This window comes from Rickettsia koreansis, from assembly GCF_046532895.1.
GTDB lineage: Bacteria > Pseudomonadota > Alphaproteobacteria > Rickettsiales > Rickettsiaceae > Rickettsia > Rickettsia rickettsii.
The window spans coordinates 922,543-938,682 of record NZ_WHLZ01000001.1 but is presented as its reverse complement, the minus strand read 5'-3'; the positions used below and the strand labels follow the sequence as shown (position 1 = coordinate 938,682).

Here is a 16,140-nt window from a genome sequence, read left to right as displayed (position 1 = left end):
TTATCATGCTTCTAGTAAATCCGATGGATTACCGTCACCACGCTTTCCTCCGCTTCTAAAGCTATTAAGTTTTTTGGATCTAATAGGATGTTGTAACTTTCTTAAAGCTTTTGACTCGATTTGTCTTATACGTTCTCTAGTTACTTTAAATTGCTGCCCTACTTCTTCTAATGTATGGTCAGTATTCATACCTATACCGAAACGCATTCTAAGCACTCTTTCTTCACGAGGCGTAAGGGTTGCAAGTACTCTAGTGGTAACTTCTCGTAAATTTGACTGAATTGCCGCATCAATCGGTGCTACTGCATTCTTATCTTCGATAAAATCGCCTAATTGACCGCCGTCACTATCATCACCTACGGGATTCTCAAGACTTATAGGTTCTTTAGCTATTTTCATGACTTTACGCACTTTATCAAGCGGCATTGAAAGACGGTTAGCGATTTCCGTTGCTGTTGGTTCGTATCCGAGTTCATTAAGCATTTGTCTTGAAGTACGTAGTATCTTATTAATTGTTTCAATCATATGTACAGGAATACGTATAGTCCTTGCTTGATCGGCAATAGCTCTTGTTATAGCTTGTCTAATCCACCACGTAGCATAGGTAGAGAATTTATAACCACGACGATATTCAAATTTATCCACCGCTTTCATAAGTCCTATATTACCTTCTTGAATTAAATCTAAAAACTGCAATCCTCTATTAGCGTATTTTTTAGCGATAGATATAACTAAACGTAAATTCGCTTCTATCATATCTTTTTTTGCTTGTAGTGTTTGTCTCTCGCTTTTTTGTATAGTATTCACTAGTTTTTTAAAATCATTAACTAAAAGACCGGTTTTAGATTCTATAACCGATAATTCAGCAATCATTTGATCTATATAATCCGATTCTTTAGTCATTAACTCTTTCCAAGCGACTTTTTTATTTTTCAGCATTTTTTCTTTCCATGCTGCATTGATAACCGATCCTATATATTCATCAAGGAAATTTTGGCGAGTTACTCCATATTTTTCAGCAAGTTTTAAAAAAGCTGTTTCTTTATTAATTAAATCACGATTTATTCCATACATCTTACCTAAAATTTCTTCTGTTCTTTTAGAATTAAAATGTATTTCCGAAACTTCATTTATTAATAATTCCAAATTATTATATTTTTTGCTATTTTGTAAAACCTTCGGCTCAAAAGATTTCTCATAACATTTTTTAGCTTCAATGAGTAGCTCTTCACAGATAAAAGAAATCTTTTTCATACGCTCTATAATATTAGGTAATATCTGCGTTTCTACTCTAGACATAGATAAGTGATTATCCTCATGCTCTTCTCCTTCGGTCTCACTACTATGTTCTTCATCATTTTCGTGTGTTTCGTCATGTAACATGTTAGCTTCTAAATCTATCAGATCACGTAGTAACATTTTTTCATTAACTAAATCTTCATACCATACTATAAAACAACGCATAGCAATAGGACTTCTGCATAAGGAAGCAGTCATTGTTTTATGTCCTTCCTCAATCCTTTTTGCTATTTCTACTTCATTTTCACGAGTTAAAAGATCGACTCCCCCCATATCCTTAAGATATAATCTTACAGGATCATCAGTAGTACCTATATTTTCTTCTTCTACCTCATCCTCAGGTTCATTATCAACATTGGTAGATAGCTTAAATTCTTCATCCATTCCGATATCAAGCTTAATTTCATCATCTTCATTAGATTCTAAAATATCTACTCCTGCATCAGAAAATTTTAATATAGCTTCCTCTAATTGTCTTATTGAAGGATTTTTATTAAGAGGAAGAGCGTTGTTTATATCATCATAAGTGACCGGTATCTTTTTAGATTTAGCTTTTTTAAGTAAACTATCTATTTTATCTAGATCATTGTCTATATTGCTATTGCTCATTAAATACCTATATGCTTTTTTCTTTTAAAAGAAGTTTGAAATAATTAAGTTATCGTGTGATTAATAAAAGATTCGTTTAAAACTTGCAGTTCATTTGCAATCTTCAGAATTTCTTTTTTATATAGTAAAACTTTTTCAAAGTCGTGATTGTCAGTACTGTTTATGGTAATAGCGTATTCTTGTTGTAAATTTATTAGATAATATTTCTTATGTAGCCACTGCCATAATAAATCCAGTCTGATATTATTTTTATTAAATGAGATATCTAAAAACAAATTATCCGTTTTTGATAATAATAAAAAAATATCAAAAAAGCTAGTTTTTTCCACAATTGCAGTAATTTCACTTGCTTCTATGTTATTATCTATAATCTCGTTTAAATACCAATTACGGAATTCTTCAAGCGATTTATTATTAAAATTTAAATTTAAGATGAAATCTCTAATATCTTTTTCTTCAAGTATTATAGGAAATTTAACCAACAAAGCACAAAAAGCGTGTTCTAGTATTTCAAGCTCCGAATAGCTGTGACTTGAAATTATAGGAGCCAAATTTGAGTTTTTAGTTGTAGCTTTCTTCTGCGTTGTAACTAAATTTTGCCATATTTGATCTTTAAAAAACCTATAATAACTTGCTTTTAAATAACTATCCGATATTTTGCTGCAATAATTTGTTAAATTTTTTTCTAAATTAGCTTTTTCTTCCGCAGTTTTAAAACTCTTGCCGCTATACTCAATATGCCAAATCATTTCTGATAAGCTTATTCTTTTATCTATAAGCTTTGCAAAAAAATCAGCACCGTTTTTATTTACTGCATCGTCGGGATCAAGTCCGCTTGGTAACCTAATAAAAGAAATTTTCTTTTCACTATTAATCAGCGGTAATGCTAAGTTAATAGTTCTTATGCTAGCTTTTATGCCTGCATTATCTCCGTCAAGACATAATATAATTTCATCGCCAGCACGCCATAATTTATGTAAGTGATTCTCGGTAACGCTAGTACCGAGACTCGCAACTGTTTCACTAAAACCTGCTTGATGTAGTGCTATAACATCAAAATAACCTTCTACTAAAATCGAATGATTTTTTTTATAGCTACTGCTTATCGCTTTATGCTCACCGTATAGAGTTTCACTTTTTTGAAATACTGTAGTTTCAGGTGAATTTAAGTATTTAGGCAGCCCCTCTCCTAGTACTCTACCGCCAAAGCCTACAATTTTATTGTAAATATTTCTAATTGGAATAGTAATACGGTTAGAAAATAAATTATATATTTCACCGTTTTCTCGCTTGCCGATTAGCCCTGCTTTACCAAGCTTTATAATATCTATATTTTTATCGTGAAAAAATTTTTCAAATTTATTATTCTTCGGGGCAAAGCCTATTGAAAACTCTTTTACTGTTTCTTCGGTAATACCCCTTTCGTGTAGATAATGTAATATTTCAGGTGTTAATTGTGTCCTGAAAAACTTATTGGCGAGTTCTAAAATATTTAGAATTTCATCGGATTCTTCATAAAATTCTTTCTGTTTTGCAGTTAATTTCGGTATCTCTATACCGTAATCGATTGCAAGCTTTATAGCAGACTCATTATAAGATAAACCGCTAATATTAGAAGTAAATTTTATAACATCACCGGCTGCTTTACAACCAAAACAATAGAAAAATCTCTTACTATTACTAACCGTAAAAGATGGGGTCTTTTCTTGATGGAAGGGACATAAACCTACATAGTTACCGGATTTTCTAGTTAAAGCTACTTTTTGCCGCACTACATCCGATATGTTAATACGGTTTCTTAAGAACTCATAAAATTCCGGTGCAACTCTCATTATATTACAATATGTAGGAAAGAATAGCTGTAGAAAGACAATAAGAAAGCGGTATAGACAAATTATCGTTAATTCTTAAATCTTTTGAATAAAATTCAGCTACTGTAGCCCCTATGCAGCTTATAATAATAATAATAAAACTTGTATTATATCCTAAATAGAAATACACTAATATACTTATAAAAATTGCAGAAGCTGAAAAGGTAATAGAACCGGCTATAGATTTACCGTTACCTAAGCTATTTCCTATTTTAACGCCGACAAGAGCCGCTAAACAATCTGAAATAATTAAAATCAACCACGAACAAATCACTAAATTTTTAGGGAAAAGAAGAGCAGTTAAGAAAAAACCGAACATCATAAAGCTAACGCCGCTTAAAGCAAAAGAACCGTTATTTTCTTCAAGCCTTATAACTTTTGAAAAAAATCTAGTTACAAATTCGCTAATTTTTGCATTATTATGACGTGATACATCTAAATATAATGTAATAGCCGTTATTATAAATAATAATAACGTAATAGCGGTTCTTGGAATAAATAAATAAAGCAGCGGAAATATTATAGCCGATAGGTGGAAAATTTTACGCTTTTTCTCAAAGTCCAAATCTTTAATTTCCATAAGATTACTAATTTGTTGCTATTGTTATATGAGAAATAATGCCAACATCATTGTGAGCAGTATTCGATGTTATTCCTGCGAAAGCAGGAATAACATAACAGAATCCGCTTAGACAAGGACCACTTGCAATGACGATATTTAGGCAATGCCAAATAATTAAAAAGGCTTATTTGACAAATTTCACTATTACAAATATACTTGCTGAAATCTATATTATTGAAAATAGTATACTAAAATTACTAAATCTATACAATATAATTATGAATACAAAATTTCCTATCACCGCTAAAGGTTTTGAAAAATTAGAACACGAGCTTAAACATTTAAAACATGTAGAACGTAAAAAAATTAGTGCAGATATAGCCGAAGCACGAGAACACGGCGATTTATCCGAGAATGCGGAATATGAAGCGGCACGTGAGAAACAAGCATTTATAGAAGGGCGTATTAAAGAGCTTGAAGATATGACAGCAAGAGCGGAAATTATTGATATTGGTAAATTATCGGGAGATAACATAAAATTCGGGGCTACGGTTACTTTGATCGACGACGATACTGAAGAAGAAGTAACATATATCATTGTAGGAGAATATGAAGCCGATATAGCTAGAAAAAGAGTTTCAATCGCTTCTCCTATAGCAAAAGCTTTGATTGGAAAATCGGTAGGTGATTTTGTAGAAGTTACAACACCGAAAGGATCTAAATCATACGAAGTAGTTACCGTTGAATATAAAGAACTAGAACTTTAATTTGATTTTTTTGTCACTATAAACTTTAACCGTATGGCTTGTTATGTCATTCCCGCCTACGCGGGAACGACATCGAGTAGGTTTTTCGATCCATGCAAAAACCCCTGCTCCTTGCAATGACAATTTGGGTATCAACAATGCAGGTATGACATTATTAATTACTTCTTCTTAAACATCTCGAGCATTCTTTTTGTTACTATAAATCCGCCGAAGATATTTATAGAAGCAAGCAGCGTTGCAAAATACCCTAGTAGACCGGGAAACCCAAAAGCAGAGCTACTTGCAGCAATCATAGAACTAAGAACTATAATACCTGAAATAGCGTTAGTAATAGACATAAGCGGAGTATGGAGTGCAGGCGTTACTTTCCACACAACATAATAGCCCACAAAAGAAGCTAATACAAAAATAGTTATAGCAAATACTAGCGGATCTATAGTACTTGTGTTTGTTTGCCAACTAGTATCTATTACCAAATCTTTTAATTTATCTGATAATTCTTGGGTATTATAGGCAATTTCAGCAGCCTGTTTAGCCATCGTCGGTAATTGATTCATATATTTAATTTCTCACTCACAATTTTTCCGTCTTTAGTAATCAACATCTCACGTACTAACGCATCATCCATATTAAACTTACCGTCTTGCAATGCATAGGTTAGAAAATTATACAAATTCTTAGCATATAATTTTGAGCTGTCGGTAGCAATTTTAGTAGCAAGGTTTGATAAACCTATTATTGTAACTCCGTGCTTAGTAACGATCTTATCCGGTTCTGAACCTTCCACGTTCCCGCCTGTACTAGTCGCTATATCAACAATCACTGAGCCGCGCTGCATAGATTCTAGCATTTTTTCCGTAACAAGCAGAGGTGCTTTTTTTCCCGGAATTTGTGCAGTAGTAATAACTATATCATATCCTTTAATAATTTTTGCTAAAAACTCTTCTTGTTTAACTTTATAATCTTCCGAACTCTCGTGAGCATAACCTGATTTATCTTGTAAATCCTCCTGTAATTCCGGTGAAACAAACTTAGCTCCTAAGCTTTCTACCTGCTCTTTGGTAGCAGCTCTTACATCATATCCCGCAACAATGCTACCAAGCCTTTTTGCCGTTGCAATAGCTTGAAGACCGGCAACACCGATACCAAGCACTAAAGTTTTACATGGTGAAATCGTCCCTGCTGCCGTTATCATCATAGGAAAAGCCCTTGTGTAATGATAGCTTGCTTCAATTACCGCTCTATAGCCTACTAAGTTACTTTGAGAAGATAAAGCGTCCATATTTTGAGCTTTAGTAATTCTCGGCACAAACTCCATAGCAAAAGTCGTAAGGTTTTTTTTAGCTGCCGCTTTTATATATTCATGATTTAAATAAGGCGATAATAATCCTACAATAATTGCTCCTTTTTTTGCAAATTCAAGCTCACTATATTTATCCGTAACGGATGAAGGTTGCACCTTTAATATAATATCAGCATCAGAAATAATTTCGAGTGGTACTGAAGATATTTTAGCACCTAGAGCAACATATTCTTCATCAAGAAAACCGGCATGAAGCCCTATATCTTTTTCTACCATAACCGTATAGCCTTTTTTAACTAGCAATCCTGCTACTTCAGGCGTTATAACGGCTCGTGTTTCATGCTTGGCTTTTTCTTTTAAAGCAACGATTTTCATAAATACTAATTATATTTTGCATTAACTGAATACATAAGGTATTTTAAACATAATTTAAAATATAAAACAACGAAAATGAAAAAAATATTTTTTCTAATCATTATTTATCTTTTTGTGAATTCAAGCTTAGCATTTGGGGCAGATGATAAAACAGCTATTTCGGAGCTAAAAACTTATCTACGTACGATAAAATCGGTTGCGATAGATTTTACTCAAGAAGATTCGTACGGTAAAATAGTTAAAGGAAAATTACTGATCCATAAACCTTATAATTTTAGATGTAATTATTATCCTCCTTTCCCTTTAGTTATAATAGGTACTAAAAATTTCGTATCGATGTATGATTATGATATGGAGCAAGTAAGCCGTATTAATAGAAGCGAAAATACATTTAATTTTTTATTAGAAGATAATGAGCATTTTGACAAGGATTTTGTTTTTGAATCAGTAATTAACGAAAGAAATATTTCTAAAATTACTATCTATCATACTCTAACGGAAAAACGTAGCGAAATTACTTTTAATAAAGCTACTCAACAAATTGAAGCATTAAAAATATTTGAAGATAATAATATAGTCACTATTACTTTTGATAAAATAGCTAAAGTACAAAAATTTTCCGATGATTTGTTTAAAGTAAAAAACCCTGAAATATTCGGTCCTCCTAAAAGATTAACAAAATCGGAAATAGAAAAAAAATATATTGTTTCTTGAAAATAAACAGGTTATGTTAATTATGCTAGTAGTGGGCATTGTACCTGTTTAGTCGGTCAGGTCTGAAAGGAAGCAGCCAGAGTGGGATTTGATGGGTCATTACTAGCATTATTCTAATTTTTGTCATTTCTACAGCAAGGCGGTTCGTTTTATGTCATTCCCGCGAAAGCAGGAATTCAGTAAAACATATACAAAATAAATTTTTTATATGTTTATTTTACAAAATACGTATTTTGTAGCAATATCAAGATTATTTTCTCTAGATTCCCGCTTTCGCAGGAATGACATAGAGAACCATGCAATAAAGCCAGTTTTCTGCTAAAATGATATAAAAAGTCTTATAACTATCGTGCTAGATATAAATTCATCAAATCAATATATTCCTTTTGCAAGGAAATATCGCCCTAGTAACTTTGCCGAACTTCAGGGGCAAGAGGTATTAGTCAAAGTTTTAAGCTATACTATTTTAAACGATAGGCTCGCCGGAGGCTATCTTTTAACAGGTATTAGAGGAGTCGGTAAAACTACTTCCGCCCGAATTATTGCTAAATCCGTCAACTGTTCTGCTTTAATTACCGAAAATACGACTATTAAAACATGCGAGGAATGTACGAATTGCATCAGCTTTAATAATCATAATCACCCTGATATAATCGAAATTGATGCGGCAAGTAAAACTAGCGTAGATGACATACGTAGAATTATAGAATCCGCCGAGTATAAGCCCCTACAAGGTAAGCATAAAATCTTCATTATTGATGAGGTGCATATGCTCTCTAAAGGGGCATTTAATGCACTTCTCAAGACACTGGAAGAACCACCACCTCATATAATATTTATCTTTGCAACGACGGAAGTACAAAAGATACCTGCAACTATTATCTCAAGATGTCAACGTTATGATTTAAGGCGGTTGAGTTTTGAAGAGATTTTTAAGCTACTTGAATATATAACTAAGCAAGAAAATTTAAAAACCGATATAGAAGCACTAAGAATTATAGCTTACAAATCGGAAGGGTCGGCACGTGATGCAGTCTCTATTTTAGATCAAGCAGCTAGTATGACGGCGAAATCTGACAATATAATTAGCCCTCAAGTAATTAATCAAATGCTTGGACTTGTCGATAGTTCGGTTATAATAGCATTTGTCGAATTTATTATCCACAGAGAGACGGAAAAAGCTATAAATTTAATAAATAAACTTTACGGTTCTTCGGTTAATCTTGAGATTTTTATAGAATCGGTATCAGATTTTATTGCTTATCTTAATAAAGTAAAAATGTTACCTAATTATAGTTTGCCTATATATGAATCATTTAATGATAGAACTAAAAACATATTAGATAACACCAGCTTGCCGCACTTATCAATCTTATGGCAAATATATAATAAGGGAGTAGGGGAAATAAAAATTTCCTATAACCAACTAACAGAAACGGAAATGTTAGTTATAAAATCTATATATTCGACGTCGCTACCCTTGCTTACAGATTTTGACTGTAATAATCAAAATTTAAATCAATCAATTAATCCAGAAATAAAAAAAAAATTTGAAATTGTAGATTTTCTTGAATATTTATATAAAAATAATGAGATAGATATATATTATTTCCTGCTCAATCATACGGAACTTAAAAATCTCAGTAATAATAGATTAGAGTTCGTAAGTCTTGAAGTTACAAGCAAAATAAAAAGACAAATAGAAGATTTGTTAGCTGCTTTTACTAATGAAAAGTTTGAGATAGTAATAATAAAAGAGCAGAACAAGCAAACCTTAAAGAATCAGTTAATTGGTAAGATTGAAGCAAGTAACGATTTTGGTTTAATTAAAAAACATTTCCCAAATATAACAATTTCAGATATTTTACTTAAAAGCTAAAAATATATAGGATAGAATTATGGTAAATTTTAATCAGTTTTTAAAGCAAGCCCAATCAATGCAAAAGAAAATGCAAGAAGCTCAAGAGCAAATGGCAAATGCAAGATATACCGGTAAAGCCGGCGGCGGACTTGTTGAGGTTATTGCAACCGGTAAAGGCAACGTTGAAAAGATTTCAATTGATGAATCTTTATTAAAAGCAGAAGAAAAAGAAATGCTTGAGGATTTAATTAAAGTTGCCTTTAATGATGCTCAACAAAAATGTGATGAAGATTCTCAAAATTCTTTATCAGGAGCTTTAAACGGTATGAGCTTACCACCAGGCTTTAAAATGCCGTTTTAACACGGCTCTTTTATGTCATTCTTGCAAAGATCGTGTTAAGTGGACACAAGTCGTCATTGCATGCGAACGTTAGTAGCGTGGCAATCTCAGGAATTCTTCCCAAGATTGCTTCGTCAATTTACTATTGTAAATTTCTTCGCAATGACGGAAAAACTGCTCCACGCAACAACGTCTTTAGTCGCTTAGCTCATGACGATTTGGTATCCATATTTATTCACAAAATATTATCATAATAAGATGTATTATCCCCAACATCTCGTTAAGCTCTGTTTGCGCTATCTCAGGCAAAACTTTAAGTTTCTCTTTTAATATTTGATATTCTTCATTATATATTTCTTTATATTTCAATAGCGTTTTATCCCTATTTTATACCTAAGAGACGGGATAATCATATCGTTTAGTTTATATAATTTTTGCTCTAATTTTTCTTTTGCTCTTCTGTTAGCTCTTTTTTACCGGTTTCTAAAAAACTTTTCAAATTACGAGCATCTTGTAGATAAAGTTTAACAACATCAATATTATAATTTAGTATCCAAAAGTTTTATTGATGCTTTCCAAGCTATAAATTCTATTAATTTTTCCGTTTCTACATTCTTCTGCCAATTTATGAAAATCATCTTCACAATTTACGTCATCAGGATTAGCCTCTGTCTTAAGTAGTATTTTAACTATATTTTCTTTACTTAGAATAAAAGCTATATGCAGAGGTGTATCATCGTGTTCATTTAGTGGTATTGCTGCAAACTCATTAGAAACAGCTATCTTATTATTGACAAGTTCTTTGATCTTCTTAATGTCTTGATTGTAAATAGTATTAAACAAATTGATTTCGTCATATTTATATTGATACACAAAACCCCTTTTATTTAAAAAAGGCATGTTGGCACTTTTTGATATAAAGGCCAAGAAATAATTAATAATTTAACTATTTCTTAATAACAAGAAAATTTGTAAAAAATAGACATCTTTCCAAAGCAGTTTATAGAGAGGAATTTAAAGGATACACGGAAGCACTTGCCGCTGCAGCATATATACACATACGTGAAGATTAGGGATTAGGATCGACGTACAAATTGCCTTTAGAAGCAAGTTATGCAAGAAGTCTAATAATTCAAGATCAATAAATCCTTATCAATCCTGAAACCTTTGAAACGCTCAAGTAGCGACATACCAAGAAGCGAAATATCAAGGTCACCAAGACCTACATGTCCTTTGATGTTCTTAAATTCCGTACCGATTACTACACTATTTAAGGTTATAGGGGCGGCTTTATTTTCGCCATTAGCTGTTAGATAAGTTCTAGTATATTTTAATTTAGTTAAGTCAAAGCCTAATTTTTGAGCATCTTCTTTAGTTAAAGCTATATCACTTGCCCCTGTATCTACCATAAATTTTATTTTAACGTTATTTACAAAAGCATTGATATAAAAATGCCCGTCTCTGCTACGGGCTATAATAATTTCTCCGACTTCAGTAGACCATTTATATGATGGAATTAAAGCAGACATTACTCTATGATAAGCGTAGTTCAGCTTAAACCTAAAAGCATAACCAGTTATTATAACTAAGAAAATTACTGCCCACATTGCTAATTGCAAACAAAATCTGCGTATTTCATTTTGGCTAATAGTACTGTAAATTATACTAAATAATATTAATAATGACGCACAAAAACTTCCTATATTTTGTGGTACTTTAAAAAATTTTGGATAATGTTGATTGATATATTTGTATAATAAACCGGTTACAATTACGGTGCTGCAAATGATAAAAATAAGTTTTATGAGTTTTTTATTCATATAATATACTACAAGTAAATAAAGAATAGGTATACGAAGTTCTATCTGAGTAGATAAATTTTAATCTATATAATCAAACCAAAGTCCCAGCCCATTTTTAAGTGGAAAACTACCTTCTTGGTTCACTAGAATAATAATTCCAAGTTCTTCTGACGGTATAAAGCCAATAAAAGAATTAATACCGTTAATTATATAGCCTGAGTGAAAAATTAAATCCTTATTTGAGCATCCTTTTACTTTAAGAATACGCCATCCAAGAGCATAATATGACTCAATCATTTTTTGATCAATAGGCCAAATCGGTTGCCATTTAAACCCAAAAACATCTTTGTTTGATTCTACTATTTTATACATACGATCTTAAAGTACTTTTAGCAATAAGATTCGGTTTATAACCAAAACTAAGTGTGAATATTTCAATCATTCCATCTATCGATGCAAAAATACCAACAGATGCAGGTACCGTCTTTGGGTAATAAGGCGGAAACGGCAGCAATGTTATTACCTCCTGTCCGTCTATTATTGCTTTAGAATGCGGATAAGCAAGTTGTACATTCGGCCCTAGCGGTAATATTTGTATATCTTGCGTTCTAAGCGTTGTACGCAAATTATCTATTGCAGCATTTAAACTTGATTTTTTACAATTTAAAGCTTCTTCAAGTAAACTAAAATATGTTACTATACTTATAGCATTGCCCGGGTTTACAACGAGCGTGTTGTTTTTTTAGCAACGTTAAAAACTTTGAGCGATTCATTCCTTGCTCAATTTCAATATTTCCTGAGAATTGATAACCTGTTGTATGGCTTAAAATATTATTAAGACTAATAGCATTTTTAGGTATGGTAATTTGAATTTTTCGTCAAAATCTCAACTTATCTTGATCTATCATTAATGCAATTGCCGTTGTTGAAACAGCTTTTAAAACCGATGCTAAAGGAAATAAAGTTTTATCCATAAATAACTCCACTATTACCTTTCTGATTTCCAAACGTTGTTTTATAAATAACTTCACCTTTGTATAAAATTGCAATTGCTCCTCCTTGTAATTCGTCTTTTTGCAATTCAAGCTTTTTAGTTTTTGCGGTAATTCTACTCATGTCTGTGCCAAAACTGTACGATGGTGATAATAGTAACATTATACTAAAAAATAGGATAAGCTTTTTATTCATTTTTATTCATATGGCGATATTATTTATTGATTCTATGTCATTCCTGCAAAAGCAGGAATCCAGCTTTCTAAACAAATTATATACTAAATTTTTATATGATTTTTTTATTTTTACCATTTTTTATTGGATTCCTGCTTTCGCGGGAATGACAAAAGCTACTTTTAACCGCTATTGCCTTTTCTTTATCTTTTAATCTAATAAGTAGCAAGCTCTAATAAATATTTGTCATCTAAAGCTTCAATAATTTGCTCATATAATTTAGCTGGAATTAGATAAGCAATCGGTTTATTATGATTTAATAAGGCAATAGGCTCACCACTTGCCTTATCCAATAATGTAGTAGGGCTTTTTTAAATTCTGATATACTAACTGCTAGATTTGCATAAATATGTTCCATTATTGACTCCAAGTAAACGAAGAAAGTTATACGAAGATCAACTTGGAAAAGAGCAAGGAGTCTGCAAGACTAGGAGCGGAGCGTATCCTTAATACGTGGGGCTACCTGCGAACTTATTTAGACGACGTAGCCAGTTTTTTAAGTTCATTGAGGATACCTATAATTAATACTAAATCTAAATACTAATTTATAGGCTATAATTTTATCTTTATCAAGAAAATCACCTTAAATCGCCGATATTCTCTAAAAACAACCTAGCTCGATGCGATGCCGGTTTATTAAAAAAATCCTCGGCAGGCTGATTTGCTAAAATCTGTCCTTGATCCATAAAAATAACACGATCCGCTATTAATTTTGCAAACTTCAAATGGTGCGTGACTACTACCATGCTCATTTGATCTTTTAATAAATTTATATTCTCTATAACATCTTTAATATTTTCAGGATCGAGTGCCGAAGTCGGTTCGTCGAATAACAAAATTTTCGGCTTCATCATTAAAGCCCTTGCTATTGCGGTACGTTGCTTTTGCCCTCCTGATAGGCTTGCCGGATATGAGTCAAATTTTTGCGTTAGCTTAAATTTTGCAAGCAATTCCTTTGCCATAGAAATTGCTTGTTCTTTTGGCAAATTTAAAACATTTACCGGCGTATAGATTAGGTTTTCTCCTACCGTTAAATGCGGGAATAGATTAAAATTTTGAAAAACCATACCAACTTTTAAAAGAAGCTTTCTTCTATCTTTAAGCAGTAGCTTCTTCCCGTCTACCAAAAAAGTACCGCTACTTGGTTCTTCTAAATTATTTAAAATTCTAAGCAGAGTAGTTTTACCGCTTCCCGAAGGACCGATTATTACAGTAGTTTCCTTAGTAGTAAAACTTAAATCAATATTCTTAATTGCGTAATTCTTGCCATAACGCTTACAAACTTTTTCTAAAATAATCATAAACTAGACCATAAATTTATAACCGTCATAAAGCGGCTTAACGTTATTTGGAAGCATTTTCGTAATCTCATGATAATCTATCGTGTGTCTCATATTGGTTAATAATATCTGCTCAGGTTTATATTTTTCACGCCATTCTAAAACTTTATCAAGCCCTGCATGATTCGGATTTGATTTATAATCCATACAATCTAATATCCATATTTTTATATCTTTTAAAAATTTATCTGTTTCAGGAGGAAAATCGATTAAATCGGGCGAATAAACGAAATCACCTATACGCAAGCCTAAGCTATCTATAGGACCATGATGCTGTCTAAAAAATTGTATTTCGATAGTATTAATCTTAATTTTATCAAAAAAACTAACAGATTGAGTTGTGAACAGTCGCCCAAGCTTAAATAACTTATTGTTAAATAGATAATCAAATTTTGTATGGAGCTTTGCCGTACTATCGTGATCTGTATAGATTTCAAATGGCTTGCCTTGCATAAAAGTAAATACTCGTAAATCATCGATGCCGTTAACGTGATCGGAATGATAATGTGTTAATATAGCACAATCGAGCTTATTTATCTTTTCTCGTAATAGTTGATTTCTAATATCAAAACCGAAATCAACTAATATTTGACTATTTTCATCGTTAATATATATTGCTGATCTAGTCCTTTTATTGTACTTTGAAGGAGATGTGCAAGTACTACAATCGCACCCGATCACCGGTACGCCTATAGATGCTCCACACCCAAGTATTGTTACTTGTAACATAAATATTTAAAATAATGTTTGAAGTTTTTTATAATTTTTGCGGCTTAAATCAAGAAATATTCTTATTTTTGAATAAACTTACTAATATCGGCTTTATACCTTATTTTTTTAAAATAATTTCGTTTTGTTTTAATATCGCTAATTTCGCCTTAATATATATTTTATACTGTATATATTTTTATATTCAATTAAAGAAAACCAAAAATGATAAGAAGCGGCAAAATAAATTCTGGCACAATTATAATAAGTTAGTTGAAATCGGTATAATATACGGGGTATTCGGTTTAATTTTTACCGCTCTTAAATTTTCAGTTAATTTCCCTCGCCCTTATTGCAGTCTTCCTGTAGATAGTTTCATGACCATAATAAATACTGCAAACGAAAGATGCTTTTCAAGCTTTCCAAGCAGCCACGCAGCTCTTAGCGTGTTAGTAACGTATTTTGCTTGGAATTATATAAAATTACCATTAAAAATCTTAATGATTTGTGTTATTATGCTCGTGTCTTTATCTCGCATAAGCCTTGCTATGCATTACCCAAGTGATATAATCTACGGCATTATTATTGCATTTATAACAATACTGATAGGTAAGTTAATTTATCGCATCTTTGCAAATCATATAATAAGAAAGATCGCGGATTTTCTATTAATGAGGCAGTAATTAAGAAAAAACATATAAAAAACTTGTTTTTTAATCTTGAAAGTTTTTAATATGCGCGCTACAATGTAGCTACATTATTGAAAGAAGATTTTTATGTCTGCTGATTCTATTGTGCGAGCCCGTATTAATGAAGACGTGAAAGAAGAAGCAGCTTTAGTGCTTGCTGCTATGGGGCTTACTTTATCTGATGCTGTTCGTATGCTGTTATTTCGTGTTGCTCGTGAAAAAGCATTGCCGTTTGATCCACTTATCCCAAATGATGAAACAATTAAAGCTATGAAAGCTGCAAGAAGCGGCAAATTAGTTCATGTTTGTAATATCAATAATTTGTTATCTGATTTAAATGAGAACGATTAAACGTACTGCACAGTTTAAACGTGGAATAAATTTGGATGATATTTTACTGAAAGCAGTTAGATACTTGGTTGCTGATATAACATGACCTATACATATGAGAGATCATACCCTTATAGAGGTAATTGGAAAGATTTTAGAGATTGTCATATTAAACCGGATTTAGTATTAATTTATAGAAAACCCGATGCTGACACATTGGAGTTAATACGATTAGGTTCACACAGTACACTTGGTTTTTAATTATTTTGAAATGAACCGAGAACGAGTTCCCCCAAAAACCATCTAACTATCCATAGTACTGGACAGTCTTTGAAAAGCGTTT

20 protein-coding genes, 1 other RNA gene and 2 pseudogenes are annotated in these 16,140 nt (G+C 31.9%); 9 read left to right on the top strand and 14 right to left on the bottom strand.

The window, feature by feature from the left end; translation table 11 throughout:
* Positions 1 to 3 precede the first annotated feature (3 nt).
* Genes rpoD through GCO76_RS05305 form a run of 3 tightly spaced genes read right to left on the bottom strand, consistent with a single transcriptional unit; the run spans position 4 to position 4,359 of the window.
* The gene (gene rpoD / locus GCO76_RS05315; protein ID WP_410956401.1) at positions 4 to 1,908 is read right to left on the bottom strand and encodes an RNA polymerase sigma factor RpoD; all 1,905 of its coding nucleotides are present in this window, start codon (positions 1,906 to 1,908) and stop codon (positions 4 to 6) included.
* 44 nt (positions 1,909 to 1,952) lie between these two features.
* The gene (gene dnaG / locus GCO76_RS05310) at positions 1,953 to 3,740 is read right to left on the bottom strand and encodes a DNA primase (protein ID WP_410956400.1); all 1,788 of its coding nucleotides are present in this window, start codon (positions 3,738 to 3,740) and stop codon (positions 1,953 to 1,955) included.
* A gap of 4 nt (positions 3,741 to 3,744) precedes the next feature.
* Positions 3,745 to 4,359, bottom strand: coding sequence for a diacylglycerol/polyprenol kinase family protein (locus GCO76_RS05305; protein WP_410956399.1), 615 nt, complete (start codon positions 4,357 to 4,359; stop codon positions 3,745 to 3,747).
* A 260-nt stretch (positions 4,360 to 4,619) separates the two neighbouring features.
* Between GCO76_RS05305 and greA the strand changes: the two genes are divergently transcribed.
* Positions 4,620 to 5,108 carry a transcription elongation factor GreA gene (greA, locus tag GCO76_RS05300; RefSeq protein WP_410956398.1) on the top strand — a complete coding sequence of 163 codons (489 nt, stop codon included), beginning with the start codon at positions 4,620 to 4,622 and terminating at the stop codon, positions 5,106 to 5,108.
* A gap of 158 nt (positions 5,109 to 5,266) precedes the next feature.
* Here the strand turns inward: greA and GCO76_RS05295 are convergent, their stop codons facing one another.
* Both GCO76_RS05295 and GCO76_RS05290 read right to left on the bottom strand, forming a co-directional pair.
* Positions 5,267 to 5,665 carry an NAD(P) transhydrogenase subunit alpha part 2 gene (locus GCO76_RS05295; protein WP_016926652.1) on the bottom strand — a complete coding sequence of 133 codons (399 nt, stop codon included), beginning with the start codon at positions 5,663 to 5,665 and terminating at the stop codon, positions 5,267 to 5,269.
* On the bottom strand, positions 5,662 to 6,786 hold the full coding sequence (locus GCO76_RS05290; protein WP_410956397.1) for an NAD(P) transhydrogenase subunit alpha: 1,125 nt from the start codon (positions 6,784 to 6,786) through the stop codon (positions 5,662 to 5,664). The genes GCO76_RS05295 and GCO76_RS05290 overlap by 4 nt, the downstream gene beginning before the upstream one ends.
* A 75-nt stretch (positions 6,787 to 6,861) precedes the next feature.
* On the opposite strand from GCO76_RS05290, the gene GCO76_RS05285 reads away from it, so the two are divergent.
* The 4 genes from GCO76_RS05285 to GCO76_RS05270 all read left to right on the top strand — a co-directional run bounded on the left by GCO76_RS05285 (position 6,862) and on the right by GCO76_RS05270 (position 9,722).
* Complete coding sequence (locus tag GCO76_RS05285) at positions 6,862 to 7,500, top strand: outer-membrane lipoprotein carrier protein LolA (RefSeq protein WP_103897450.1); 639 nt, start codon at positions 6,862 to 6,864, stop codon at positions 7,498 to 7,500.
* Between the two features lie 20 nt (positions 7,501 to 7,520).
* Positions 7,521 to 7,614: signal recognition particle sRNA small type (gene ffs, locus GCO76_RS05280), an RNA gene on the top strand.
* Positions 7,615 to 7,849: 235 nt separating this feature from the next.
* Complete coding sequence (dnaX, locus tag GCO76_RS05275) at positions 7,850 to 9,379, top strand: DNA polymerase III subunit gamma/tau (RefSeq protein WP_410956396.1); 1,530 nt, start codon at positions 7,850 to 7,852, stop codon at positions 9,377 to 9,379.
* A 19-nt stretch (positions 9,380 to 9,398) separates the two neighbouring features.
* Positions 9,399 to 9,722: a YbaB/EbfC family nucleoid-associated protein gene (locus tag GCO76_RS05270; protein WP_014121165.1), complete on the top strand. Its 324-nt coding sequence runs from the start codon at positions 9,399 to 9,401 to the stop codon at positions 9,720 to 9,722.
* Positions 9,723 to 9,932: 210 nt separating this feature from the next.
* On the opposite strand, the gene GCO76_RS05265 is transcribed toward GCO76_RS05270, so the two are convergent.
* Both GCO76_RS05265 and GCO76_RS05260 read right to left on the bottom strand, forming a co-directional pair.
* Positions 9,933 to 10,070, bottom strand: coding sequence for a hypothetical protein (locus GCO76_RS05265; protein ID WP_410956395.1), 138 nt, complete (start codon positions 10,068 to 10,070; stop codon positions 9,933 to 9,935).
* A 177-nt stretch (positions 10,071 to 10,247) separates the two neighbouring features.
* Complete coding sequence (locus GCO76_RS05260; RefSeq protein WP_410956394.1) at positions 10,248 to 10,601, bottom strand: hypothetical protein; 354 nt, start codon at positions 10,599 to 10,601, stop codon at positions 10,248 to 10,250.
* Positions 10,602 to 10,657: 56 nt separating this feature from the next.
* On the opposite strand from GCO76_RS05260, the pseudogene GCO76_RS05255 reads away from it, so the two are divergent.
* Positions 10,658 to 10,771: pseudogene (locus GCO76_RS05255) on the top strand (palindromic element RPE1 domain-containing protein); the annotation flags it as partial.
* 54 nt (positions 10,772 to 10,825) lie between these two features.
* On the opposite strand, the gene GCO76_RS05250 reads toward GCO76_RS05255, so the two are convergent.
* From GCO76_RS05250 to GCO76_RS05220, 7 genes and pseudogenes are all read right to left on the bottom strand, one after another.
* Positions 10,826 to 11,521 carry an aspartic protease APRc gene (locus tag GCO76_RS05250; RefSeq protein ID WP_410956393.1) on the bottom strand — a complete coding sequence of 232 codons (696 nt, stop codon included), beginning with the start codon at positions 11,519 to 11,521 and terminating at the stop codon, positions 10,826 to 10,828.
* 60 nt (positions 11,522 to 11,581) lie between these two features.
* The gene (locus GCO76_RS05245) at positions 11,582 to 11,800 is read right to left on the bottom strand and encodes a serine hydrolase (RefSeq protein WP_012151443.1); all 219 of its coding nucleotides are present in this window, start codon (positions 11,798 to 11,800) and stop codon (positions 11,582 to 11,584) included.
* A 67-nt stretch (positions 11,801 to 11,867) separates the two neighbouring features.
* Positions 11,868 to 12,128 (bottom strand): hypothetical protein, encoded by a 261-nt coding sequence (locus GCO76_RS05240; RefSeq protein ID WP_103897446.1) that lies wholly within the window; start codon positions 12,126 to 12,128, stop codon positions 11,868 to 11,870.
* A gap of 341 nt (positions 12,129 to 12,469) precedes the next feature.
* On the bottom strand, positions 12,470 to 12,658 hold the full coding sequence (locus GCO76_RS05235) for a hypothetical protein (RefSeq protein WP_410956392.1): 189 nt from the start codon (positions 12,656 to 12,658) through the stop codon (positions 12,470 to 12,472).
* Positions 12,659 to 12,782: 124 nt separating this feature from the next.
* Positions 12,783 to 13,088 (bottom strand): annotated as a pseudogene (locus GCO76_RS05230) (type II toxin-antitoxin system Phd/YefM family antitoxin).
* Positions 13,089 to 13,308: 220 nt separating this feature from the next.
* Positions 13,309 to 14,031, bottom strand: coding sequence for an amino acid ABC transporter ATP-binding protein (locus GCO76_RS05225; protein ID WP_014014917.1), 723 nt, complete (start codon positions 14,029 to 14,031; stop codon positions 13,309 to 13,311).
* A gap of 3 nt (positions 14,032 to 14,034) precedes the next feature.
* Positions 14,035 to 14,799 carry an MBL fold metallo-hydrolase gene (locus GCO76_RS05220; RefSeq protein ID WP_410956391.1) on the bottom strand — a complete coding sequence of 255 codons (765 nt, stop codon included), beginning with the start codon at positions 14,797 to 14,799 and terminating at the stop codon, positions 14,035 to 14,037.
* Positions 14,800 to 14,813: 14 nt separating this feature from the next.
* On the opposite strand from GCO76_RS05220, the gene GCO76_RS05215 reads away from it, so the two are divergent.
* From GCO76_RS05215 to GCO76_RS07935, 3 genes are all read left to right on the top strand, one after another.
* On the top strand, positions 14,814 to 15,461 hold the full coding sequence (locus GCO76_RS05215) for a phosphatase PAP2 family protein (protein WP_410956390.1): 648 nt from the start codon (positions 14,814 to 14,816) through the stop codon (positions 15,459 to 15,461).
* Between the two features lie 93 nt (positions 15,462 to 15,554).
* Entirely contained in the window at positions 15,555 to 15,818 is a 264-nt protein-coding gene (locus GCO76_RS05210; RefSeq protein WP_410956389.1) for a type II toxin-antitoxin system RelB/DinJ family antitoxin, read from the top strand.
* Positions 15,819 to 15,899: 81 nt separating this feature from the next.
* A complete protein-coding gene (locus tag GCO76_RS07935; protein ID WP_479725309.1) occupies positions 15,900 to 16,058 on the top strand; it encodes a type II toxin-antitoxin system mRNA interferase toxin, RelE/StbE family in 159 nt (52 codons plus the stop codon).
* Positions 16,059 to 16,140 lie beyond the last annotated feature (82 nt).